This window comes from Amycolatopsis sp. WAC 01375 (assembly GCF_003947325.1).
GTDB lineage: Bacteria > Actinomycetota > Actinomycetes > Mycobacteriales > Pseudonocardiaceae > Amycolatopsis.
Map to the genome: position 1 here is coordinate 21946 of NZ_QHHW01000064.1, position 24059 is coordinate 46004.

Consider the following 24059-nt stretch of genomic DNA (forward strand, 5'->3'; position numbering starts at 1 on the left):
AGGCCCCCTTCTCTCGGCTGAGCCGAGGGAAGGGGGCCTTCACGGGACTTTCGGATCAGGTCCGCAGGCTAGCGCCGAAGCGTTCACCGGCGACCGCGACGGCGGCGTCGCGAGCCTTGGTGGCTTCGTCGACGGTCAGCGTGCGGTCCGCGGCGCGGAACCGCAGCTTGTACGCCACCGAACGCTTGCCCTCGCCCAGTTGCTCGCCCTGGTACGAATCGAACAGCGTGATGTCCTCGAGCAGTTCGCCCGCGCCTTCGCGCAGCGCCTCGGCAAGGTCGGCCGACGGCACACCCGTCTCCGCGACGAGTGCGACGTCGAGCAGCACCGGCGGGTACGCCGAGATCCGCGGCGCAGGACGGCCGTCCGGGATCGGGATCGCGTCCAGGTCGAGTTCCATCGCGACGGTGCGCGGCGGCAACCCGAGCGCCTCGACGACCTTCGGGTGCAGCTCGCCGGCGTAGCCGACGGGCCACTGCCCCACCCGCAGCTGCGCGCAACGACCGGGGTGCCACGGCGGCTGGTCCGCCGCGGCCGTGGTCAGCTCGACACCGGCGGCCTGCGCCACCAGCCGCGCGGCCTGCACCGCGTCGGCCCAGTTCGCCTGCTCGCCCTCGCCCCACCAGCCCGCGCGGCCACGCTGGCCCGCGAGCACGACGGAGACATGCAGCGGCTGCGGCGGGACCGCCGCCTCCAGCACCGCGAGCTCCTCGTCGGTCGGCCGCCGGTCCACCCCGAGCGAAGGCATCGGGATCGGGTTCGGTCCGGGCAGCACGACCTGTCCGATGTGGAACAGCGAGACATCCTTGAAGCCACGGGAAATGTTGCGCTGGAGAATCTCCAGCAACCCCGGCAGCAGGCTGCTCGCCATCCGGTCCTTGTCCGCTTCCAGCGGGTTGCGGACCTTCACGGTGCTGCGGCGGACGTCGTCTTCGGGCAGCCCGAACGCGTCCCAGACCGAGTCCGAGATGAACGGGAAGGGCAGCACCTCGACGTAGCCGTTCTCCGCCAGCGCACGCGCGACCGAGCGGCGACGGCGCTGGGTGTCCGTCAGGCCCCGGCCGGCCGGGGCCTCGGGCAGCACCGACGGGATGCTGTCGTACCCCTCGAGCCGAAGGACTTCTTCGACCAGGTCTGCGGGCTGCACCAGGTCACCGCGCCAGCTCGGCGGGATCGCGGTCACCAGCGCGGTACCGTCCTCGGCGGTGCCCACGTTGACCTTGCACCCGATCTGCGAGAGCCGTTTGACCGTGACACCGCGTTGGTAGCGCACCCCGGCCACCTGGTCGGGCAGGCTGATCGGCATGGTCACCGGCGGGTTCGGCTCGACGCCGCCCTCGTCGGTGCGGCCGGGCAGGATCGAGCCTTCGCCGTACTGGCGCAGCAGGCGCGCCGCGAGTTCGACGGCCACCGCGCACAGCTGCGGGTCGGTGTAGCGCTCGAACCGCTTGGCCGCCTCGGAGAACAGCTTGTGACGGCGGGCCGTCCGGCTGATCGACGAAGGATCCCAGTGCGCCGCTTCGAGCAGCACATCGGTGCTCTCCGGCGTGATCTCGGTCGACCCGCCGCCCATCGTGCCCGCCAGCGAGATGACGCCGCTGTCGTCGGCGATCACCACGTCGTCCGGGTCGAGCGTGCGCTCGACATCGTCCAAAGTGGTCAGCTTCTCGCCCGGCTTCGCCTTGCGCACCACCAGATCGCCCTTGACCGAACCGGTCGCGAACGCGTGCAGCGGATGCCCGAGTTCGAGCATCACGTAGTTGGTCACGTCGACCGCGAGGGAGATCGAGCGGATACCCGACAGCATCAGGCGACGGCGCATCCACCACGGCGTCGGCGCGGTCGCGTCGAGATTCTTGACGCGGCGCAGCACGAACCGCTTGCAGCCCTCGGTGTCTTCGAGGTGCACCGGCCAGACGTCGCTCTCGGCCTCGGGGACCTCGATGGAGGCCGGGTCGCCGAACGGGACGTCGAGCGCGTTGGACAGCTCGCGGGCCAGGCCGCGGACCGACAGGGTGTACCCGCGGTCCGGGGTCGGCGTCACCTCGAGGACGGTGTCTTCGAGGCCGAGCAGCTTGTTCGCGTCCTCACCGGGGCTGGCCGTGCTCGGCGGCAGCACCAGGATGCCGGAGTGGTCGTCACCGATGCCGAGTTCGCTCGCCGAGCAGATCATGCCGTCGCTGAGCCTGCCGTAGGTCTTGCGCGAACCGATCTCGAAACCACCGGGCAGCACCGTGCCGGGCAGCGCGACGACGACCAGGTCACCCTCGGCGAAGTTCGTGGCACCGCAGATGATCCCGCGGGTCCTGATCCCCGTGGGCCCGTCGTCCTCGAAGGGGCCTTCGTCGTCATCGTCATCGTCGGCGTCGACGTTCTCGTCAGGCTTGGCGTCGTTCTCCGGCTCGCCGACGTCGACGCGGCAGAAGCGGACCGGCTTCTTGAACTCGGTGAGCTCCTCGATCTCGGCGACACGGCCGACCACGAGCGGACCGGTGACCGGTTCGAGTTTCCGGACGTCGTCGACCTCGATGCCGATGCGCACGAAGGCGTCGGCCAGATCCTGGGCGGTGACCTCCTCGTCGACGTCGAGGTGTTCGGTCAGCCAGCTGGCTGGGACCTTCACTCAGGCCTCCGTTCCGAAGGGCAGGGTGAACCTGATGTCGCCCTCCACCATGTCGCGCATGTCCGGGATTCCGTTGCGGAACTGCAGGGTGCGCTCGATACCCATGCCGAAGGCGAAGCCCGAGTAGACCTCGGGGTCGACGCCGCAGGCACGCAGGACGTTGGGATTGACCATGCCGCAGCCGCCCCATTCGACCCAGCCGGCGCCGCCCTTCTTCTCCTCGAACCAGACGTCGACCTCGGCCGACGGCTCGGTGAACGGGAAGAAGTGCGGGCGCAGGCGGGTCTTCGAGCTTTCGCCGAACATCGCGCGGGCGAAAGCGTCGAGGGTGCCCTTGAGATGCGCCATCGTCAGGCCCTTGTCCACCGCGAGGCCTTCGACCTGCGAGAACACCGGGGTGTGCGTGGCGTCGAGCTCGTCGGTCCGGTAGGTGCGGCCGGGGCAGACGACGTACACGGGCAGGTCACGGTGCAGCAGCGTGCGGGCCTGCACCGGCGAGGTGTGGGTCCGCAGCACCAGGCCGGAGTCCTCCTCGCCGAGGTAGAACGTGTCCTGCAGCTGGCGCGCGGGGTGGTCCTTGCCGAAGTTCAGCGCGTCGAAGTTGAACCACTCGGCCTCGAGTTCCGGACCGTCGGCGACCTCGTAGCCCATCGCGATGAACGCGTCGGCGATCCGATCCGACAGGGTCGCGATCGGGTGCCGGGCGCCACGGGGCACGCGGTCCCACGGGAGCGTGACGTCGACTGTCTCCTCGCGGAGCACCTTTTCGTCGCGCTCGACCTGGAGCACGGCGCGGCGGGCGTCGAAGGCGGCCTGGATGGCTTGGCGCGCTTCGTTGACCCGCTTTCCCGCCTCCGCCTTCTCCTGCTTCGGCAGGGCGCCGATCTCGCGGCGGGCGAGCAGCAGCGGAGACTGGTCCCCGAGGTGCGCGGGTTTGACCGCGGCCAGCGCGTCGAGATCCGCCGCGGCCGCGAAATCGGTCTCGGCCTGTTTGACGGCGGCCGTCAACGTTTCCGGCGCGAGCGTTCCCGCCTGGGGGTCCTGCTTGTCGTTGGCTTCGGACATAACTCCTCGGCGTCCGCTGGGACTGGTCCGGTGCACGCGAGCGCACACATGGGTTTAGCAGCTGCTGAATTCTATGGGACAGCGAACGGCGGCCCCCGATCACCCTCGGGCTGGGCACACCGTCACTCGGAAGTGCGAAAAACGCGCTCTACGCCGTAAACAAGGTGCTGGAACGAACAGTGCGTTCCATGAGAGCTCCCTTGGTGTCGTGATGCGACGGCGTGCGCCCGCGACTCTACGTGGTCGCGGTCCGTGAGGCCATCGCATTCGTGTACACGCAGATCGCGGCGGCCGTCGCGAGGTTCAGGCTCTCCGCCCGGCCGTACATCGGGATCTTGACCGCGAGATCGACCGTCTCCAGAACTCCCTGCGGCAGTCCGTGCGCCTCGTTGCCGAAGACCCACGCGGTGGGCTCGTCGAAGGTGACCTGATCGAGCTCGGTGTCGGCGTAGCCGTGCGCGCCGAAGGTGCGGAGTCCGGCGGCGGAGCAGGCCTTCAAGGCCGCGTCGACATCCCGGATCCGGGTGATGGCGGGGTGGAACAGGCTGCCGGCGGCCGCGCGGACGCATTTGCCGTTGTGCGGGTCGACGCTGTCCCCGGCGAGGACGACCGCGTCGGCGCCGGCGGCGTCCGCGACCCGGATCACGGTGCCCGCGTTACCGGGGTCCGCGACGTCGACGAGGACGACGACGAGCTTCGCGCCCGGCTTCAGGACGGTCTCTTGTGGACGGTCGACGAGCGCGCAGACCGCGACGATGCCTTGCGGCGTCACGGTCTCGGACAACCCGTCGGCCGCGCGATCGGTGATCGGCGAGACGGGGACGCCCGCCTCGCGCGCGGCGACGACCAGGCGCTCGTGCTGCGCGGCGGCGCGATCGGTGACGAACAGCTCGTACACCGTGCCGCCGTGGTCGAGCGCGGCTTCGACCGCGTTCGCGCCCTCGGCGAGGAACCGGCCGGTCTTGTCACGTTCGGCCCGGCGAGTGAGCTTGCGCGCAGCAACGACCCGGGGCGTCCGTTCGGTGAACGGAGCGGCCCCGGGTCGATGGAGAGCGCTGTCGCCGGTCAGGCCGACTTCTTCTCTTCGGTGTTCACGTTCGCCTTGGCCAGCTCGGCCAGCGCGGTGAACGCGGCGGCGTCGTTGACGGCGAGGTCCGCGAGGATCTTGCGGTCGACCTCGACACCCGCGGCCTTGAGGCCCTGGATGAACCGGTTGTAGGTCACGCCATTGGCGCGGGCCGCCGCGTTGATACGGGTGATCCACAGCTGGCGGAAGTCACCCTTGCGGGCACGACGGTCCCGGTAGGCGTAGTTCAGCGAGTGAAGCGTCTGCTCCTTCGCCTTGCGGTACAGCCGCGAACGCTGGCCGCGGTAGCCGCTGGCGAGCTCGAGAGTCGCGCGACGCTTCTTCTGGGCGTTGACAGCCCTCTTGACGCGTGCCACTGGGGTCCATCCTGTCGATCTGGGGGCGCGATGGCGCGCCCGGCGTTTACAAAATGCGGGGTGTCAGCGGCCGAGAAGGCGCTTGACGCGGCCGACGTCGTTCTTGGCGATCTCGGTCGTGCCTTCGAGGCGACGGGTGAGCCTGTTGGACTTCTTCTCCATCAGGTGGCGGCGGCCGGCCTTCTGGCGGCGCAGCTTGCCCGAACCCGTGACGCGGACACGCTTGGACGTCCCGCTGTGCGTCTTCATCTTCGGCATTACGTTGTCCTCTTCCGTGCGGCGGCACACCGGTTGCGCCCGGTGTGCCGCTGACATGTGCTGGTCGGCGCTACGCGTCGGCGGGCGGCTCGGACGACTCGTCCTTGGCTGCCTTCGCGGCCTTCTGCGGCTTCACGTTCTTGTGCGGGGCCAACACCATGATCATGTTGCGACCGTCCTGCTTCGGCGACGACTCGACGAAGCCGAGCTCGGTCACCTCGTCGGCGAGCTTCTGCAGCAGACGGAACCCGAGTTCCGGCCGGGACTGCTCGCGACCGCGGAACATGATCGTGACCTTGACCTTGTTGCCTGCCGCAAGGAACCGCGACACGTGACCCTTCTTGGTCTCGTAGTCGTGCTGGTCGATCTTCGGCCGCAGCTTCTGCTCTTTGATGACGGTGAGCTGCTGGTTGCGGCGGGACTCGCGGGCCTTCTGCGCGCTCTCGTACTTGAACTTGCCGAAGTCCATGAGCTTGCATACGGGCGGACGGGCCTGCGGGGCGACCTCGACGAGATCGAGATCGTTCTCCTGTGCCAGCCGCAGCGCATCTTCGATCCGGACGATGCCGACCTGTTCACCGGCCGGCCCGACGAGGCGGACCTCCGGTACCCGGATTCGGTCGTTGATGCGTGTCTCGGCGCTGATGGGGCCTCCCTGGTTCGAGGTAAATTCTTCTACCGTTTCGACCTGGTGCCCACATACCTAAGGCCCCGGTACCGTGCGGTACGCGGGGCCCACTCTTTCCGATCGTGTTCGATCTCCAGAACCGAACACACCGCCTCGACGCCCGAAATCGTCTTGGCGAGACCGGACCCGGACACCTGGTGTTGCGGCGGTGACACGGGTGGGAGCGGGGCTCCACTTGCCGCCCCCGATCACTCAGGGGCTGGTCGCTCGTGGAAGGGTACCAGACGTGTCAGATGAACCCGTTCAGCAGCCCCCGTATTCCCCGGACGTCCGCGACCTGGAGGACATCCCGAGCGTCGAGGTGATCAGCAGGGCGGCCGTCATGCTGCTCTCCGCGGGCGCCGAACGCCTCGGCCTCGCGGACGAGGACCCGGCCAGCTCACCCCACCGCGACCTCGACGAAGCCCGTCGCCTGATCACCGCCCTCGCCGGGCTGGTCACCGCTTCGGCAGAGTACCTCGGCCTGCACGCGGGCCCGTTGCGCGACGGCCTCCAGTCGCTGCAGAAGGCGTTCCGCGAGGCTTCGGCCGTGCCCGACGCGCCCGGCCAGGGACCGGGCGAGAAGTACACGGGACCGGTCTACTAGCCCTCCGAAGTACATGAAGGCCCCCTTCCTTGCGCCTGGGTACAGGAAGGGGGCCTTCATGTACTTCCACTCCGGCATCAACTAACATTTCAGATGTGAGTGGGTTAGCGAAGGTGCCGCGGTCTCTCCTCAGAGACGAGGCCTACGAGAACATCCGCCGGGCGATCATCGACGGGACGCTGCCGCCGGGCACGAACCTGCGCGACGGCGACCTCGCCGAGCAGCTGGGGCTTTCCCGGGCGCCGGTGCGCCAGGCGTTGCTTCGGCTGATCGAGGACGGCCTCGTCGAGTCGAAGCCGCAGAGCTACACGCGTGTGGCCGGTTTCGTTCCCGACGACGTCCGAGACGCCCTGCAGCTCGTGCGCACGCTGCACGAGTTCGCCGTCCGGGCGGGTGCCCCGCGGATGGGGCCGGCGGAGGTCGCCTCGATGCGCGCGGCCAACGCCCGGTTCGCCGACGCGATCGCCGCCGGGGACATCGCGGCCGCGATCGCCGCCGACGACGAACTCCACGACGTCCCGGTCGCCGCCGCGCGCAACCGGGCGATCGCCGCGACGCTGGCCCGCTACACGCCGCTGCTGCGCCGTCTCGAATACGCCCGCTTCGGCTCTCTGCCCGCGCACCGGTCGGTCCAGCGTCACGCGGAGCTGGCCGACGCCATCGAAGCGGGCGACGTCGACACGGCCTGCGCGATCACCGCCACGATCTGGACCGAACTCGAAGACCTCCTGGAGACGCCATGACCCTCGCCGATTTCCCGCGCTACCCGCTGCTGTTCGGCCCTTCCCCCGTGCACCCGCTCGAACGGCTCACCGCCCATCTCGGCGGCGCGAAGGTCTGGGCGAAACGCGAGGACGTCAACTCCGGGATCGCGTTCGGCGGCAACAAGACCCGGAAGCTCGAGTACCTGGTCGCCGACGCGCTCGCCTCGGGCGCGGACACGCTGATCTCGATCGGCGGCGTGCAGTCGAACCACACCCGCCAGGTCGCCGCGGCCGCCGCGCGGTCCGGGCTCAAGGCCGTGCTGGTGCAGGAGAGCTGGGTCGACTGGAACGACCCGATGTACGACAAGGTCGGCAACATCCAGCTTTCGCGCATCCTCGGCGCGGACATCCGGATGGTCGAGGCGGGATTCGGCGTCGGCTTCAAGGAAAGCTGGGAAAACGCGGTCAAGGAGATCGAGGCCGGCGGCGGAAAGCCGTATGCGATCCCGGCCGGCGGCTCGGACCACCGGCTCGGCGGGCTCGGTTTCGCGAACTGGATGGTCGAACTCGAAGCGCAGGAGGCGGAACTCGGCGTCTTCTTCGACACGGTGATCGTCTGCTCCGTCACCGGCAGCACTCAGGCCGGGATGGTCGCCGGGGCCGCGCTTTCCGGGAAGCCGCGACGGATCCTCGGCATCGACGGGTCGGCCGAACCGGCCGAGACGCGCGATCAGATCACCCGCATCGCCAGCGCGACCGCGGAGCTGATCAATGCCGGCGAGATCGGCGAGGTCGAATTGGACGAGCGCTACCACGCCGGGATCTACGGCATCCCGGACGAGTCGACCCTCGACGCGATCCGGACGCTGGCGCGGCTGGAGGGCGTGCTCACCGATCCGGTGTACGAAGGCAAGTCCATGGCGGGGCTGATCGACCTCGTTTCCCGCGGTGAGATCTCGCGGGACTCGAACGTGCTCTTCGCGCACCTGGGCGGTCAGCCCGCGCTGAACGGGTACACGAGCGTGCTCTAGCGCCTCGTGAGTGGCGATCCGCAAGTCCGTGAAGGCCCCCTTCACTACCATCAGGGTAGGTAAGTAGGCCTTCACGGACTGACCGGCACACCATCAGATCCGCCCACCGGGCGACCATGTCGTCTGGACAAGCGACCGTGTCTTCACGCAATGAAAGGCCCCTTCATCGCGAATTTTGCAATGAAGGGGCCTTTCATGGCACGCGGGATCAGTCCGTCACGGCCAGGACGTCGATCTCCACCAGCAGTCCGGCGGGCAGGCCGACGTACACGGTGGTGCGGGCGGGGTGCGGCGCCTCGCCGATCAGCTTGTTGTAGACCTCGTTGAACGCGCCGAAGTGGTCGACGTCGGTCAGGTACACGCGCACCATCATCGCGTCGGCCAGGCTCGAACCGGCGGCCTCGAGCACCGCCTCGATGTTCTTGAAGGTCTGCTCGGTCTGCTCACCGACGGTCTCGCCGACGATGGCGCCGGTGGCCGGGTCGAAGGCGACCTGGCCGGCCACCTGCAGGATGTTGCCCTTGCGGACCGCCTGCGAGAACGCGGCCACCGGCTTCGGCGCGTTCTCCGTGCTGATCGCGGTCTTGCTCATTCCAACTTCCCCTTTCGGTTCCCCGTCCATCCACTGTGGACGGAAGCTTCTTCGGCGGCGGCGATCAGTTCCGGGACGAGCGCCATCAGGCCGTCGTAGTCGAGCAGTACCTTCGGCACCGACACCGACGCGGCGGCGAGTACCACGCCGCCGGGGCCGCGGACGGGCGCGGCGACGCAGTGGATGAAGTCCTCGTGCTCGGCGTTGTCCACCGCGTAGCCGCGGTCGGCGACGAGCGCGAGTTCCTTCTCGTAGGCCTCGGGCGTGGTGATCGTGTTCGGGGTGCGGACGAAGAAGTCGATCCGCGAGACCACGTCCGCCTGCTTCTCCGGCGTCATCGCCGCGACCAGCACCTTGCCGACGGCGGTGCAGTGCAGCGGGGCGCGTTTCCCGATGCGCGAGTACATCCGCACCGAATGCCTGCCCTCGAACTTGTCGATGTAGACGACCTCTCCGTCCTCATAGGAGGCGAGGTGCACAGTGTGCCCGGTGCGGGCGTTGAGCCCGGCGAGCGCGGATTGCGCGGTGCGGCGGACGTCGCGATCCTCCAGCGCCTGCTGCGCGAGGTCGAAGAGCGCACTGCCGAGCCGGTAGTACCGCTGCCCTTCCCGGCGCACGAAGTGATGCGTCTCCAGGGTGCGCAGCAACCGCAGCACGGTCGACTTGTGCACACCGATCTCCTCGGCGAGCTGGTCCAGCGTCTTCGGCTCGCGGGCGAGCCCGCTCAGCAACGTGAGCGCCCTGTCCAGGCTCTGGCTCATCCGCCCACCAATCCCTTGTCCGTCAGCTTCGCCGCCGCCCATGCTGCCTCATCCGCCCCGAGGAGCGCTTCGACGACGGATCCGGGCAGCGGCGTTCCCACGTCGTCGTGGGTCAGCAAGGTGGCCGCGGCCTGCAGGTGGCCGCGCCGCAGCCGGGTCGCGGGGTCGTCGCCGCGCAGCGTGGCGGCGAGGAAACCGGCGGCGAAGGCGTCACCGGCACCGACTGGCTCCACGACGTCGACCTGGAGCGCGGGAGAGAACAGCGGTGCTTCGTCGCCGTCGATCAGCGTCACCCCGCGCGCCCCGTGCTTGACGACCATCGTCTTCGGCCCCGGCACCGCGGCGCGCAGGCGTTCCGGGTCGCCGGTCCCCCACACTCGCTCGGCCTCGTCCTCGCCTGCCAGCACGATGTCGGCGCGGGCGGCCAGTCCGGCCAGCACCGACGGGTCGCGCCCGGTCCACAGCGCGGGCCGGAAGTTCACGTCGAACGACACCAGCGTGTCGCCACGTGGCCGTTCCATCAGCGCTCGCACCAGGTCGAGGCAACCGTCCGACAGGGCGGGCGTGATCCCGGACAGGTGGATGACGCGCACCCCGTCGAGATCAAGTTTCCCCAGCAGCCCGGCGTCCATTCCGGACGCGGCTGAGCCCTTGCGGTAGTAGCGCACGGGGCTGCCGTCCGCTCCGCTTTCCTTGATGTAGAGACCGGTCGGGCGCGTCGGGTCGACCACGACCGCGCTGACGTCCACCCCCGCCGCGCCGATCTCGCGCACGAGCGCGCGGCCGAACGGATCGTCGCCGACCGCGCTCACCCAGGCGCTGGTGAAACCCAGCGCGGGGAGATGGCAGGCGACGTTCGATTCGGCCCCTCCGATGCTTCGCACCCACTTACGTACCTCGTCGGGCGGCCCGGATTCGGCCGGTACGAACAAGGCCATCGACTCCCCGATGCACAAAACGTGGGGCGCGCTTGTCACCTTCGCGTCTCCTAGTCGTCACGCCGTTGACCTCCAGCGGACCGGATGCTACACCTATCCCACGCAATATGCGCAACGTCCGTTGCAACATACGCAACCGAGGTGAACCTCATGTTCGAAGCCGGCACCATCGATTCCGCCGCGGTCGCGGCCGTCCGGGAGGAGCGCGTCGATTGGCGCTTCCGCTCGGTCGCGCCTTCGCTGTCCGGTCTCACGATCGGCGAGGCCGCCGCCCGCGGCGCGAAGCTGTTCGAAGACGGCTTTCTCGGCCCGTTCGTGGTGCTCGACGAAGAGGCCGTCGAACACAACCTCCGCACGATGGCGGACTGGTGCGCCGAACGCGGGGTCGCGCTGGCCCCGCACGGCAAGACGACGATGGCGCCGCAGCTGTTCGAGCGGCAGCTGAAGCACGGCTCGTGGGGTATCACCTGCGCGAACGCCGGCCACCTGCGGATCTACCGGGCGTTCGGCGTTTCGCGGATCCTGCTGGCGAACCAGCTGCTCGACCCCTCGGGCCTGAAGTGGCTCGCCGCCGAACTGGACGCCGACGACGACTTCGAGTTCGTCTGCTGGGTCGATTCGGTCCGCGGCGTCGAGCTGATGACCGAGGCCCTGCGCGGAGCCCGCCGCAAGGTGGACGTCCTGGTCGAACTCGGCGCCGAAGGTGGCCGCACCGGTGTTCGCGACGCCGAGACCGCGCTCGCCGTCGCTGAAGCCGCGCACGCGAGCCCGGCTCTGCGGTTACGTGGATCCGGCGGCTACGAAGGCGCGCTTTCCCACCACACGGACGAAAAGTCGCTCCAGCTGATCAGCTCCTATGTGGACGGTCTGCGGGAACTCGTCTTCGCCTTCCACGCCAAGGGCCTGCTCGACGACGCCGGCCAGATCATCGTCACCGGCGGAGGCAGCGCGTACTTCGATCGCGTCGCCGACGAGCTCACCAAGGATTGGGGCGACCTGGACGTCCTGCCGATCCTGCGCAGCGGCGCCTACGTGACCCACGACGACGGCTTCTACCGAGTGATCTCGCCGCTGGGCGAACACCCGCGCATCGGCGGCGTCGCCTCGTTCCGCTCCGCGCTGCGTGCCTGGGCGCAGGTCACGTCGAAGCCGACGGACGAACTCGCGCTGCTCACCATCGGCAAACGGGACGCCTCCTTCGACGAAGGCATGCCCGAGCCGCGCCTGATCCGCAAGGGCGACGGGCCACCGTCCGCGCTCGAAGGTCATTCCGTCCAGAAGATGAACGACCAGCACGCCTTTCTGACGCTGCCCGTGTCGTCGCCGGTCGAGGTCGGCGACTGGATCGCCCTCGGTCTGTCGCATCCGTGCACCGTCTTCGACAAATGGCCCCTGATCCCGGTCGTCGGCCCCGACGGCGAGACCGTGCTCGATTTCGTCCGTACCCATTTCTGATCCGTCCTCCACCGCCGCAGAGGAAGAATCGCCATGGACATCGTTGTCCGCTCCGCACTGGTCGCCGACGGCACCGGGGATCCGCTCACCAGGCACGACGTGGGCATCACCGACGGCCGGATCGCCAGTGTCGCCGAACCCGGCTCGCTCGCGGGCCGCCGCACCATCGACGCCGAAGGACTCGTGCTCGCGCCCGGGTTCATCGACATGCATTCGCATTCCGACCTCCAGCTGCTCGCCAACCCGGATCACCTCGCCAAGCTCTCCCAAGGCGTCACGACCGAGGTGCTCGGACAGGACGGGCTCTCCTACGCGCCCGTGAACGACGAGGTCCTCGCGGCGCTGCGCCAGCAGCTCGCCGGGTGGAACGACGATCCGGCCGGATTCGACTGGAACTGGCGCTCTGTCGGCGAATACCTCGACCGGCTCGACGCGGGGGTCGCGGTCAACGCGGCCTACCTGGTGCCGCAGGGCACCGTCCGCATGCTCACCGTCGGCTGGGACGACCGGCCCGCGACCGAAGCCGAGATGAACGCGATGAAGGAACTCGTCGCGACCGGGCTGGCCGAGGGCGCGATGGGCATGTCGTCCGGGCTCACCTACACGCCGGGCATGTACGCGACCACCGAGGAACTCGTCGAGCTGTGCCGGGTCGTCGGGGAGAACGGCGGCTTCTACAGTCCGCACCACCGCAGCTACGGCAAGGGCGCGCTCGAAGCGTTCGGCGAGATGGTCGACGTCTCCCGCCGTTCGGGCTGCCCATTGCACCTCGCCCACGCCACGATGAACTTCTCGGTGAACAAGGGCAGGGCGCCGGATCTGCTGGAGCTGCTCGACCGGGCACTCGACGACGGCTGCGACATCACGCTGGACACCTATCCCTATCTTCCCGGCGCCACCTACCTTTCCGCGCTGCTGCCGAGCTGGTCGACCGAAGGCGGGCTCGACGCCACGCTGACCCGGTTGTCCGATGTGGACACTCGTGAGCGGATCCGCGCCGAGATCGAGGAAACCGGCTCCGACGGTGCGCACGGGGTGCCGATCGACTGGGAGGCCATCGAGATCAACGGTGTCCGCCGGGACGAGAACGCCCATCTCGTCGGATATTCCGTCGCCGCTTCGGCGCAGCGTGCCGGCAAACCGGCCGCGGAGCTGTACTTCGACGTTCTGATCTCGGAAAAGCTCGGCACGTCGTGCCTGATGCACGTCGGGCACGAGGAGAACGTCCAGGCGATCATGCGCCACCGCACGCACACCGGCGGCAGCGACGGGCTGCTCGTCGGGGCGCGGCCGCATCCCCGCGCCTGGGGCACGTTCCCGCGTTACCTCGCGCGCTACGTCCGCGAACTCGGCGTCCTCGACCTCGCCGAATGCGTCGCCCACCTCACCGGCCGCGCGGCACAGCGCCTGCGGCTGACCGACCGGGGTCTCGTCCGCGCCGGATACGCGGCGGACCTCGTGCTGTTCGACCCGGAAACCGTCGCCGACACCGCCACGTTCGACGAACCGCGGCAACAGGCAGCCGGTATCCCCTATGTCTTCGTCAACGGTGTCGCCGCCATCGACGATGGTCAACCGACCGGCGCCCTCGCCGGCCATTCACTGCGGAACCCCGGGAGTGCCCGATGATCGACTGGCTCCAACATTCGACGGGAGGTCTCCTGACCCTCGCCGCCGTCTCGATCGCGGTCTTGCTGTTCCTCATCATCAAGGTCAAGCTGGAACCCTTCATCGCCTTGATCGTGGTCGGCCTGCTGACCGCGCTGGCCGCGGGCCTGCCGGTCGGCCAGATCGTCGGCTCCGCGCAGAAGGCGTCGGATTCCCTTCTGGAAAAGGGTTTCGGCGGGATCCTCGGCCATATCGCCGCGATCATCGGACTCGGCACCATCCTCGGGTCCATTTTGGAGCGTTCCGGCGGGGCAAGGGTCCTCACCGGCGCGCTACTGCGCGCCATCGGTGAGAAGCGGGCCCCGTTGGCGATGGGTCTCGCGGGTTTCGTCTTCGGTATCCCGGTCTTCTTCGACATCGGCATCTTCGTGCTGGCACCCCTGGTCTACGTCGCCGCCAAACAGGGCGGCCGCTCGCTGGTGCTGTACGCGTTGCCGCTGCTCGCCGGTCTTTCCATCACCCACGCGTTCCTTCCGCCGCACCCCGGCCCGGTCGCCGCGGCGGGCCTGCTGCACGTGGAACTCGGCTGGATCATCCTGATGGGCTTGGTCTGCGGTATCCCGGCGTTCCTCGTCGGCGGGGTCGCGTACTCGACGTGGATCGGCAAACGCGTCGATGTTCCGGTTCCCGCGGAGTTCCTGGTCGCGGAGGAAGAAGGCGAAAAGGAGGAGAACCCGCCGCCGCTCGGGCTGGTGCTGGCGATCATCGCGGTCCCGCTGGTGCTGATCCTCGCCGGGACCTTCGGCAGCATCTGGCTTCCCAAGAACTCCGCGCCCGCCGGCGTCGCGGCGTTCATCGGCACCCCGGCGGTCGCGCTGACGATCTCGGTGCTGCTCGCGTCCTGGCTGCTCGGCCTGCGCCGAGGCTTGACAGGCAAGGATTTGAGCGAGCTTTCGGCGAAGTCGCTCCGCCCGGTCGCGATGATCCTGCTGGTGGTCGGCGCGGGTGCGTTCTTCGGCGCCGTGCTGTCCGCCACGGGGATCGGCAAGGCCGTCGCGGGGTCGCTGGACAACGCCGGTCTCCCGGTCATCCTGGCCGCATACGTGATCAGTTGCGGGATGCGGATCGCGCAGGGTTCGGCGACCGTCGCGATCGTGACCACGAGCGGCATCGTCGCGCCGACGGTGGCGACGCTGGGCTACTCGCAGATGCAGCTCGCGCTGCTGGTCGTCGCGATCTCGGCGGGCTCGATCATCGCCTCGCACGTGAACGACGGCGGTTTCTGGATCATCTCGCGGTACTTCAACATGACCGTGCCGCAGACCCTGAAAACCTGGACCGTCTTGGAAACCGTCCTTTCCGTTTCCGGTTTCGGCGTGGCAGCATTGCTGATGGCAGTGGTTTAAACCACCTGACGACTGGGAGAGATCACGATGACCGGACTGGATCGACGCACCTTCCTCGGCGCCGTCGGAGCGGCTGGACTCACCACCGTTCTCGGTTCCCACCTCGCGAATGCTTCCGAACAATCCTGCGGACCGAAGGGAACCGGGGCCATCTACCTCAGCAGCTACACCAGTTCCGGGCACGGGCTCGATGTCGCTCACCGGGACGCGGCGACCAACGCGCTCGTCGTCGACCGGACGATTCCGGGAGTCAGCAACGCTTCCTGGTTCGACATCAGTGCCGACCGCAAGACGCTCTATGTGACCAACGAGGACGAGAACGGCCAGATCTCCGCGTTCAGCCTGGCCGATCCGGTGAAACCCAAGCTGCTCAACAAGAAATCGGCCAAAGGTCAGCACCCGACACATCTGAGCGTCCACTCGAGCCAGAAGTACGTGCTGGCCGCGAACTACAGCAGCGGCAGCGTCGTCGTCCTCCCGATCCTCGCGGGCGGGAAACTCGGAGACGTCGTCGATGTGGCCCAGCACAAGGGCGCCGAACGCCAGGCGCACGCGCACCAGGTGGTCAACGATCCGACCGGCAAGTGGGTGCTCGCGGTCGATCTCGGCGCGGATTCGGTCTATGTCTACAAACTCGACACCACGACCGGGAAACTCAAGCTGAACCAGCAGCTGAAGCTCCCGTCGGGCGCCGGGCCCCGGCATCTCGCTTTCCACCCGAACGGCAAGTACGCCTACATCCTTGGCGAGCTGCGTGCCGAGGTGACCGTCGCGGCGTGGAACCCGGCCACCGGGAAGCTCACCGCTGGACAGGTCGTCCCGGCCGTTCCGGCGGGCACCCCGGGCGAGCAGTACCCGGGCGAGATCGCCACGTCCAAGGACGGGAAGTTCGTCTACGCCTCGGTGCGTGGTTCCGACACGATCGCGTCGTTCGGCGTCAGCGAGGACGGGAAGTCCTTGAAGCTGCTGAACAACGCGCCCGTCGGCGGGGTGTACCCGCGTCACTTCACGCTCGACCCGACCGAGCGCTGGTTCTACGTCTCGAGCGACAAGTCCGGCACGCTCAGCTGGCTGCCGCGCGATCCCGGCACCGGTCTCCCCGGTGCCGTCGCCGGGAAGCTCGCGCTCCCCCAGGTCAATTCCGTCTTTTTCGCTTAAGGAGAAAATCCCATGAGAACTCGCGTACTCATCGCGGGCCTCGCGGCTGTCGGCCTCGTCGCGGGCTGTGCACCGGCGCAGAACACTCCGGCCGCGGGCGGCGGTGACGAGAAGACCGGCACCGTCCGGGTCTGGCTGTTCGACGAGGCCAACCGCGCGCCCAAGGAGGCTGCGGTCAAGGAGGCGATCGCCGAGTTCAAGGCGGCGCATTCGGGCGTCGAGGTCGACGTCCAGTGGATTCCGGTGGAAGGCCGCGCGGACAAGTTCTCCGGCGCCTTCAACGATCCGGCGAGCGCGCCGGACGTCGCCGAGTTCGGCAACACCGACGTGTCCAGCTACGCCGCCACCGGCGCGCTGGCCGACCTGACCGGCGATCTGTCGTCGTGGAAGGAAGGGGCGGACATCCTGCCCGCGGTGCTGGAGACGGCGAAGTCCGGCGGCAAGACCTACGGGCTTCCGTGGTTCACCGGCATCCGCGCGTTGTACTACCGCACGGACCTCTTCGCCGAACTCGGCCTCAAGCCGCCGACGACACTGGCGGAGCTGACCGAGACCGCGAAGACGATCCGCGCCAAGAAGCCGGAGCTGTACGGCATCTCCGTCGGCGGCAAGTACACCTACGCGATGCTGCCCTTCCTGTGGGCACACGGCGGCGAGATCGCCAAGCAGGACGGCGACAAGTGGAAGTCCACTATGGACTCCGAGCAGGCCAAGGCCGGCGTCACGGCGTACGCGAACCTGCTGAAGGCGGACATCTGCCCGCCCGAACAGTGCGCCAACCTGACCGGGACGCAGAGCATCACGGCGTTCGCCGGTGGCAAGGCGGGAATGTCGATCGGCGGCGACTTCAACCGCAAGGCCGTCGAAGCGGGCCAGGTGAAGGGCAAGTACGCGATCATCCCGCTCCCGGGCACCGAGGCAGGCAAGATCGCCCCGGCGTTCGCGGGCGGCAACCTGCTGGGCGTCTTCAACGCGACCAAGCGCAAGGGCCTCGCGGTCGAGTTCACCCAGCTGCTCGGTGGCGCCAAGTACCAGGAGAAGATGTACGTCGCCATGGGCAACCTGCCCACGCTCGGCAGCGTCCAGCAGAAGCTCGCCGCGAGCGACCCGTCGGTCAAGCCGTTCGTCGACACGCTCACCGCGGGCACGAAGTTCGTCCCCGCCACCGCGGCTTGGTCGAAGATCGACGCGCAGAACGTGCTGCCGACCGCGATCCAGCAGATCGCGACCGGCGGCAAGGATCCCGCTGCCGCGCTGGCCACCGCGTCCGCCGAGATGAACAAGGCGTTCGGTTAAGTGGTCACCAAGCACATCCCCCGCACCACGGCTCCGGCCGTCCCGGCACGGCGGTCGCCCCGCCGTCGCCGGGACGGCCGGGCGGCCCTGCTCTATCTGGCGCCCGGCGGCATCCTGCTGCTGGCGATGCTGGTGTACCCGATCTACCAGCTCGTCCTGATCTCGTTCTACGACTACGGCCAGCCGCAAGCGGTCGGCAACGCGCCGCTGGTCTTCCTCGGCTTCGGAAACTACGTCGACCTGCTGGAGAACGTCCAGTTCTGGGAGGTGCTGGCCAAAACCCTCGGCTTCACCGCGGTCTGCGTCGTCGGCAGCCTCGCGCTCGGGACGGGGCTCGCCGTGCTGGCGACCCGGGTCCGCGCCTGGGCGCGGGTCCCGCTGTTCCTGGCGGCGCTGGCCGCGTGGGCGACGCCGGCGATGGCGGGCTCGTACGTCTGGCTGTTCCTGTTCGACGCCGACTTCGGCCTGGTCAACGAGGTGCTCTCGGGCCTCGGGTTCACCGGGATGGCGAACCACTCCTGGACCTTCGACACGTTCAGCACGTTCGGGCTGGTGGCCGCCGAGGTCATCTGGTGTTCGTTCCCGTTCGTCATGGTGACGATGTACGCGGGGCTCAAGGGAGTACCGGAGGAGGTCATCGAGGCCGCGTACCTCGACGGTGCCTCGACCTGGCGCACCACGTGGTCGATCACGCTGCCGATGGTGCGACCGCTGCTGACCATCGCCACGATCCAGTCGATCATCTGGGACTTCAAGATCTTCACGCAGATCTACGTGATGACCAACGGCGGCGGCGTGGCCGGGCGCAACCTCGTGCTCAACGTCTTCGCCTATCAACAGGCCTTCGCCGGACAGGAATACGGTCTCGGCGCGGCGCTCGGAGTCGTGATGACCTTGCTGCTGCTGTCCATCACCGGGCTGTACGTCCGGTCGCAACGCCGGAGCGCGGGATGGGTGTGACCACAGCGCCGCCTCGCCGGATCAAGCGCCCGGGACGACTGATCGCCGAGATCGTCTGCGTGGTGATCGCGGGGATGGTCGCCTTCCCGGTGTACTGGATGGTGCTTTCGGCCTTCAAACCCACCGGGCAGATCCAGGCGGAGAACCCTCGCCCCTGGACGCTCACGCCGACCCTGGAGCATTTCGAACGGGTGCTGAGCGGTGAAGGGTTCGCGTTGTTCTTCCTGAACAGCGTGATCGTGGCCGTCGTGGTGGTGGCGTTGTCGCTGCTGCTTTCGTTCCTCTCAGCCGTCGCGCTGACGCGGTTCAACTTCAAGGGCAAGACCGTCCTGCTGGTGATGGTGCTGGTGGCGCAGATGGTGCCGGTCGAGGCGCTGACCATTCCGCTGTTCTTCCTGATGCGGTCGGTCGGCGACGTCGCGCCGGCGTTCGGCACCAACCACCTCGGCTCGCTGATCCTGGTGCACCTGGCATTCAGCCTGCCGTTCGCGATCTGGATGCTGCGCGGCTTCGTCGCCGCGGTACCGCAGGAGCTGGAAGAGGCCTCGAAGATCGACGGCGCGAGCCGGATGCGGTTCACCTGGCAGATCCTCTTCCCGCTGGTGGCGCCCGGGCTGGTGGCGATCAGTGTGCTGGCGTTCATCCACGCCTGGAACGACTTCCTGTTCGCCAAGACGTTCATCATCTCCAACACCGAGAACCAGACGCTCCCGCTCGCGATCCTGGTGTTCTTCAAACCGGAGGACACCGACTGGGGCGCGGTGATGGCGGGTTCGACCTTGATGACCATCCCGGTGCTGGTGTTCTTCATTCTCGTGCAACGACGACTCGTGTCCGTCATGGGCGGCGCGGTGAAGGGCTGACATGCCTGGCTTCGAAACCTTGCTCCCCCGTCCCGTCTCGGTGGAACCCTTGCCGGGACAGTGCCCAGTACCGTCCGAAGTGGACATCCGTACCGACACCACGCTGCCTGCCGAGGGCTACCGGCTGGAGATCGACCCGTCCGGTGTCACCCTGCACGCCGCCGACGCGGCAGGCGAGTTCTACGGCCGTCAGACGCTCCGGCAGCTCATCGGACCGGACGCGTTCCGGACGGTGTCGATCCACAGTGGACAGCGGTCGATCCCGTGCGGGGTGGTGACCGACCACCCTCGGTTCGCGTGGCGCGGCTGTCTACTCGACGTGGCGAGGCATTTCCGGACCAAGGCCGAGGTGCTGCGGTTCGTCGACCTGATCGCGGCGCACAAGCTCAACGTGCTCAACCTCCACCTGACCGACGACCAGGGCTGGCGGATCGAGGTCCCCGAGTTCCCCGAGCTGACCGAGGTCGGCGGCTGGCGGAAGTCGTCCATGGTCGGACGGCACGACGGGCCGGAACGGGACGGGCGGCCGCACGGCGGGTTCTACACGACCGACGACCTCCGCGAGATCGTCGCGTACGCCGCCGCGCGTTCGGTGACGGTGGTCCCGGAGGTCGACATCCCCGGGCACGCACGGGCCGCGATCGCCGCCTATCCCGAACTCGGGCCGGAGACCGCCGAACCGTGGGAGGTCTGGACGAGCTGGGGCATCAGCACGTCTCTGCTGAACACGAAGAAGTCCACAGTGGACTTCTTCAAGAGCATCTTCGACCATGTACTGGACATCTTCCCGTCCGAGGTCATCGCGCTCGGCGGCGACGAGGTGCCCGGCGCGACCGAGGAGCACGGCCGGTTCGTCCGCGAGATCGCGCGTCACCTGGTCGAACGAGGACGCCGTCCGCTCGGCTGGGACGAGGTCCTCGAAGCGGGAGACCTGCCGCCGATGGTCATCGGCTCGTGGCAGAGCGAGGCGGCCGGGGCCCGCGCGGCGGCCGCGGGGCACGACGTCGTCATGTGCCCCGAGGACCATGTGTATCTGGACCACCGGCAGTCCGACCACCCCGACGAACCGATCCCCGTCGGCTACCTGAGCACACTGGAGAGCTTCTACGGCTACGAGCCGGTGCCCGCGGACTTCCCCGAGGGGAAGACGATTCTCGGCGCGCAGGCGCAGGTGTGGTCGGAGCATCTCGACACCGTGCGGCGGGTGGACTACGTCGCTTTCCCGCGGCTTTGTGCTTTCGCCGAGGTGGCGTGGAGCAGCCAAGAAGGCCGGGACTACGCGGAGTTCCTGCCGCGTTTGCGGGACCACCACCTGCCAAGGCTGGACGCGATGGGTGTCGAGTACCGGCCGCTGGACGGGCCGCTCCCCTGGCAGACACGGCCTGGAGTTCCGGGGCGGCCGCGGCAGAGGTGAGTACATGAAGGACCCCTTCCTTGCAACAGGTGCAGGGACGCGGGCCATCATGGGGTGATGAGTGATCAGTCCGCGCGGTGGGTCGACGCCTCCCAGCTTCCTGAAGAACTCGTAGCGCTCATCGACGCCCTCCGCCCCGGTGAGGACGTGCTCATCACGCGGAACGGCGAGACGATCGGGACGATTTCCGCCGCTGTCCGCGAAGAACCGTTCCCTTCGCCGGACTCCGACGAGATCACAGTCGTGGCCACCGCCATGAAGCTGTCCGCGTCGGCGCGGGACTCGTTGTCCGAGCGCCTCGGCCCCGGCTACCTCGTGCTGGACCTGCGCTCGGCTCCCCCGAGCGTCGACGTCCTGCTGGTCCCGCCGAGCAGCCCGCAGTTGATCGGCAACTTCCGCGCGCTGTATCCGAAGGCCCGGATCGTGATCACGGAGATCGAGGACGCCGAACTCGGGGTCAAGTACGACGGCCCGGTGCGCCGTCTCCTCGACGCCGGCGCCGAGGCATATCTCCCGTCGAGCACGATCCCGCTGCTGGCGGAGCAGCTGGACCGGACCATGACCCGGCTGAACCAGCTCACCGGTGACACGTCGGTTCCCTTGAGCATCGAAGCGCCGGTGGTCGTGCCGGGCCCGGTCCGTGAACCACCCTTCCCCAGTACATGAAGGACCCCTTCCTGTACCTAGGCGTAAGGAAGGGGGCCTTCATGTACTCGGACGGGCAAGGACGCCGATACCGAGGCGGTCAAGCCGGTCGTGAGTGGTAAGGACGGTCAGAACGACCCAAAAGACTCACTACCGGCGGCCAGGCGACCTCCACGAATCGCGGCCGGTAGATCCGCGCGTCCGCGATGTTGTCGGCGTGGTCAAGGCTGTTCACGTTGTACGACACCACGAGCTTCCCTGGACGGCTCAGCTGCGGATGCGCTGTCGCGTCGTAGACGATGCGCCGGTCACTCGCTTCGGACGCCCGGTGGAGAACGACAGGATCCCGGAACGGGCCGGTCGGCGAACTCGCGGTATAGGCGAGCATCACCGGGCTGAAGCCGGGGCTGGTGTCCATGGTGATCAGCACGTATTCGCCGCCGACGCGGGTCACCGAGAACGCCGTCCCGACCCCGGCGAGCATCCGGGCGGAGTCCTCCTCGTGTGATGACCAACCGACGCCGGTCCAGAACTGCCAAGGTCCGCGAAGGCTCCCGACGGGCACCCGGGCGAGCCGGAGGTGTCCCTGTTCGGCACCGTAGATGTAGGTGTACCCGCCGTCTTCGAGCAGCTCCGATCCCCACGCGACCTTGTCGCCCACCGGGATCGCCAGCAGCTCGGACGGTGTCAGCCCGGGCAACCGGAAGGTGGCCAGCGAAGTCCCGGTGCTCCGGAAGTCGAGGCCGCCGGACCCCGTCGTCCGGTACCGGTTGTAGAGCACCCGCAGGACGTCGCCTTGGACGACTCCGTCGCCGACCCAGTAATGCTCGTCCGAGCCCGCGAGCCCGATCAAGGCCTCCGGGTCGTCGGCGGTGCCGCCGTGCAGCGTCTCCCCCAGCGTGCCGTCCGGCTGCTGGACGACCAGGGTGTTGCGGGCGATCGGACTGTCCGGCGGGCGGCTGTGATCCGGGTTCACCGTGCCGAGGAACGTGTCCGAGAACAGCCACGCGGTGCGGCCGTCCGGCAGCGGCACCGACACCGTGCGATCCCCGCCGGTCCAGTGACCGCCCTGATCGCCGTAGCCGTTCCAGAGCTCGTTCAGCCCCGCGAGGGGAACCACGGGCCGCGGCGCCGGCATGATCCCGCTGCTCGCCACCACGGCGCTGAACAGCAGCGCGGCCGCTACAAGAATCCGCGACGCCCGACGCATCGGATCATGCTAAAGCCACCGTGGACTTTGTACGAGCCTTGTGCGGCGGATGGTTACGGTCCGCGGCATGTCCTGGAAACTGCTTTCCGTGAGCGTGCTCGCCGCTCTCGCATGCACCGGATTCACGACGGCCGAAGCCGCCCCGAAGACCTACTACGTCGACCAGGTCTCCGGCAGCGACACCGCGAGCGGCACTTCGCAACAGACCCCGTGGAAGTCCCTGGCGAAGGTCTCCGCCACCACTTTCGCCGCGGGCGACACCGTCCTGTTGCGTCGCGGCGGCGCCTGGTCCGGCGGCCTCACCGTCAAAAGCTCGGGCGTCACGATCGGCGCGTACGGCACCGGCGCGCGGCCGATCGTCAAGGGCAACACCGAAGCATGTGTCGACCTCGCCGGCAACGACATCGTGGTGAAGGACCTCCAGGTCGGCGTCGCGGCCGACGCGGGACGCTGTTCGTGGGCCGGGGTGAAGGTGTCCGGCGACCGCGACAAGGTGCTGTCGAACCTGATCACCGGCGCCGGCGCGGGCGTGTACATCGCGCCGTCCGCGGAGGGCACCGAGGTCACGCAGAACGACCTGGTCGACAACAACCACATGACCGTCGTGACCCCTGGCGGCAACGACGACTCCGGCGCGTTCGCCATCCTGGTCCAGGGCAACGACTCCGACATCGGCTGGAACCGGATCAGCGGCTCGATCGCGAAAGCCGACGACTTCGGCGGCCTCGACGGCGCCGCGGTCGAGATCTTCTACGGCTCCCGCAACGTCATCCACCACAACATCTCCGAGGACAACGAGACCTTCACCGAACTCGGCACGGACGCGAAGGACCCCGACGGTGTCTCGACCGGCAACGTCTTCGAGTACAACGCGGTCTTCGGCGCCAAGACGCGCGGCGGGATCATCACGCGCGGCGCCGAGGACGGCAACGGGCCGGTGCTCGGCACGGTGTTCCGCAACAACTCGCTCCGGCTCCCGAACGCCGAGGCGGAAGGTTTCGTCTGCTACGGCGGCTGCACGAACCAGATGCTGACGATGACGCAGAACGTCGTCCAGGCGGCGTACAAGGTCGGCTACGCGGACGCGACCTTCACCGCGACCGACCACAACGTGTACTTCGGCGGGCTCCGGCAGTTCACCACCGGCGCGACGGACAAGGTCGCGGATCCGAAGGTCACCTCGGCCACGAACCTGATCCTTCAGGCGGGAAGCCCGGCGATCGACCTCGGCACGACGAAGTACGACGACCGCGACGTCGACGGCAACCCGGTCTTCGCCGGTGCGCGGGTCGACGCAGGCGCCTACGAGTTTCAGGGCTAGAACGCCGTGAAGGCCTCCTTCCCTACCTCGAATC

23 protein-coding genes are annotated in these 24059 nt (G+C 68.4%); 13 read left to right on the top strand and 10 right to left on the bottom strand.

Going from position 1 to position 24059, the window contains the following annotated elements; all coding sequences use genetic code 11:
• Positions 1–55: 55 nt before the first annotated feature.
• The 6 genes from pheT to infC all read right to left on the bottom strand — a co-directional run bounded on the left by pheT (position 56) and on the right by infC (position 6035).
• Positions 56–2623 carry a phenylalanine--tRNA ligase subunit beta gene (pheT, locus tag DL991_RS41705; protein WP_125789868.1) on the bottom strand — a complete coding sequence of 856 codons (2568 nt, stop codon included), beginning with the start codon at positions 2621–2623 and terminating at the stop codon, positions 56–58.
• Positions 2624–3688 (bottom strand): phenylalanine--tRNA ligase subunit alpha, encoded by a 1065-nt coding sequence (gene pheS, locus DL991_RS41710; protein WP_125789869.1) that lies wholly within the window; start codon positions 3686–3688, stop codon positions 2624–2626. It lies immediately after the preceding gene.
• A 235-nt stretch (positions 3689–3923) separates the two neighbouring features.
• Positions 3924–4757, bottom strand: a complete 834-nt coding sequence (locus DL991_RS41715) for an RNA methyltransferase (protein WP_125789893.1) — start codon at positions 4755–4757, stop codon at positions 3924–3926.
• Positions 4754–5131, bottom strand: a complete 378-nt coding sequence (gene rplT / locus DL991_RS41720) for a 50S ribosomal protein L20 (RefSeq protein ID WP_005163284.1) — start codon at positions 5129–5131, stop codon at positions 4754–4756. The genes DL991_RS41715 and rplT overlap by 4 nt, the downstream gene beginning before the upstream one ends.
• A 63-nt stretch (positions 5132–5194) precedes the next feature.
• A complete protein-coding gene (gene rpmI, locus DL991_RS41725; protein ID WP_007028043.1) occupies positions 5195–5389 on the bottom strand; it encodes a 50S ribosomal protein L35 in 195 nt (64 codons plus the stop codon).
• 70 nt (positions 5390–5459) lie between these two features.
• The gene (gene infC, locus DL991_RS41730; RefSeq protein WP_125789870.1) at positions 5460–6035 is read right to left on the bottom strand and encodes a translation initiation factor IF-3; all 576 of its coding nucleotides are present in this window, start codon (positions 6033–6035) and stop codon (positions 5460–5462) included.
• A 268-nt stretch (positions 6036–6303) separates the two neighbouring features.
• On the opposite strand from infC, the gene DL991_RS41735 reads away from it, so the two are divergent.
• The 3 genes from DL991_RS41735 (at position 6304) to DL991_RS41745 (ending at position 8398) form a co-directional block, all read left to right on the top strand.
• Complete coding sequence (locus tag DL991_RS41735) at positions 6304–6663, top strand: DUF1844 domain-containing protein (protein WP_005163289.1); 360 nt, start codon at positions 6304–6306, stop codon at positions 6661–6663.
• Between the two features lie 95 nt (positions 6664–6758).
• Positions 6759–7406 carry a GntR family transcriptional regulator gene (locus DL991_RS41740; protein WP_125789871.1) on the top strand — a complete coding sequence of 216 codons (648 nt, stop codon included), beginning with the start codon at positions 6759–6761 and terminating at the stop codon, positions 7404–7406.
• A complete protein-coding gene (locus tag DL991_RS41745; RefSeq protein WP_125789872.1) occupies positions 7403–8398 on the top strand; it encodes a 1-aminocyclopropane-1-carboxylate deaminase in 996 nt (331 codons plus the stop codon). The genes DL991_RS41740 and DL991_RS41745 overlap by 4 nt, the downstream gene beginning before the upstream one ends.
• Before the next feature lie 208 nt (positions 8399–8606).
• On the opposite strand, the gene DL991_RS41750 is transcribed toward DL991_RS41745, so the two are convergent.
• Genes DL991_RS41750 through DL991_RS41760 form a run of 3 tightly spaced genes read right to left on the bottom strand, consistent with a single transcriptional unit; the run spans position 8607 to position 10689 of the window.
• Complete coding sequence (locus DL991_RS41750; RefSeq protein ID WP_034321592.1) at positions 8607–8990, bottom strand: RidA family protein; 384 nt, start codon at positions 8988–8990, stop codon at positions 8607–8609.
• Positions 8987–9751 (bottom strand): IclR family transcriptional regulator, encoded by a 765-nt coding sequence (locus DL991_RS41755; protein ID WP_034321589.1) that lies wholly within the window; start codon positions 9749–9751, stop codon positions 8987–8989. Before DL991_RS41755 ends, DL991_RS41750 begins: the two co-directional genes overlap by 4 nt.
• Positions 9748–10689 (bottom strand): sugar kinase, encoded by a 942-nt coding sequence (locus DL991_RS41760; RefSeq protein ID WP_233599320.1) that lies wholly within the window; start codon positions 10687–10689, stop codon positions 9748–9750. The genes DL991_RS41755 and DL991_RS41760 overlap by 4 nt, the downstream gene beginning before the upstream one ends.
• Before the next feature lie 150 nt (positions 10690–10839).
• Between DL991_RS41760 and DL991_RS41765 the strand changes: the two genes are divergently transcribed.
• Genes DL991_RS41765 through DL991_RS41805 form a run of 9 tightly spaced genes read left to right on the top strand, consistent with a single transcriptional unit; the run spans position 10840 to position 21515 of the window.
• Positions 10840–12144: an amino acid deaminase gene (locus tag DL991_RS41765; protein ID WP_125789874.1), complete on the top strand. Its 1305-nt coding sequence runs from the start codon at positions 10840–10842 to the stop codon at positions 12142–12144.
• A 33-nt stretch (positions 12145–12177) separates the two neighbouring features.
• The gene (locus DL991_RS41770) at positions 12178–13773 is read left to right on the top strand and encodes an amidohydrolase family protein (RefSeq protein ID WP_125789875.1); all 1596 of its coding nucleotides are present in this window, start codon (positions 12178–12180) and stop codon (positions 13771–13773) included.
• Positions 13770–15158, top strand: coding sequence for a GntP family permease (locus DL991_RS41775; RefSeq protein ID WP_125789876.1), 1389 nt, complete (start codon positions 13770–13772; stop codon positions 15156–15158). Before DL991_RS41770 ends, DL991_RS41775 begins: the two co-directional genes overlap by 4 nt.
• A gap of 27 nt (positions 15159–15185) precedes the next feature.
• Positions 15186–16316, top strand: coding sequence for a lactonase family protein (locus tag DL991_RS41780; RefSeq protein ID WP_125789877.1), 1131 nt, complete (start codon positions 15186–15188; stop codon positions 16314–16316).
• Between the two features lie 12 nt (positions 16317–16328).
• Positions 16329–17612 carry an extracellular solute-binding protein gene (locus DL991_RS41785; protein WP_125789878.1) on the top strand — a complete coding sequence of 428 codons (1284 nt, stop codon included), beginning with the start codon at positions 16329–16331 and terminating at the stop codon, positions 17610–17612.
• Positions 17613–18572, top strand: coding sequence for a carbohydrate ABC transporter permease (locus tag DL991_RS41790; RefSeq protein WP_125789879.1), 960 nt, complete (start codon positions 17613–17615; stop codon positions 18570–18572).
• Complete coding sequence (locus tag DL991_RS41795) at positions 18563–19435, top strand: carbohydrate ABC transporter permease (protein ID WP_125789880.1); 873 nt, start codon at positions 18563–18565, stop codon at positions 19433–19435. Before DL991_RS41790 ends, DL991_RS41795 begins: the two co-directional genes overlap by 10 nt.
• A 1-nt stretch (position 19436) precedes the next feature.
• Complete coding sequence (locus tag DL991_RS41800) at positions 19437–20849, top strand: beta-N-acetylhexosaminidase (RefSeq protein WP_125789881.1); 1413 nt, start codon at positions 19437–19439, stop codon at positions 20847–20849.
• Between the two features lie 57 nt (positions 20850–20906).
• On the top strand, positions 20907–21515 hold the full coding sequence (locus DL991_RS41805; protein ID WP_125789882.1) for a hypothetical protein: 609 nt from the start codon (positions 20907–20909) through the stop codon (positions 21513–21515).
• A gap of 79 nt (positions 21516–21594) precedes the next feature.
• Here the strand turns inward: DL991_RS41805 and DL991_RS41810 are convergent, their stop codons facing one another.
• Positions 21595–22704, bottom strand: a complete 1110-nt coding sequence (locus DL991_RS41810) for a DUF5005 domain-containing protein (RefSeq protein WP_125789883.1) — start codon at positions 22702–22704, stop codon at positions 21595–21597.
• Positions 22705–22771: 67 nt separating this feature from the next.
• Between DL991_RS41810 and DL991_RS41815 the strand changes: the two genes are divergently transcribed.
• On the top strand, positions 22772–24025 hold the full coding sequence (locus DL991_RS41815) for a choice-of-anchor Q domain-containing protein (RefSeq protein WP_125789884.1): 1254 nt from the start codon (positions 22772–22774) through the stop codon (positions 24023–24025).
• Positions 24026–24059: the final 34 nt, after the last annotated feature.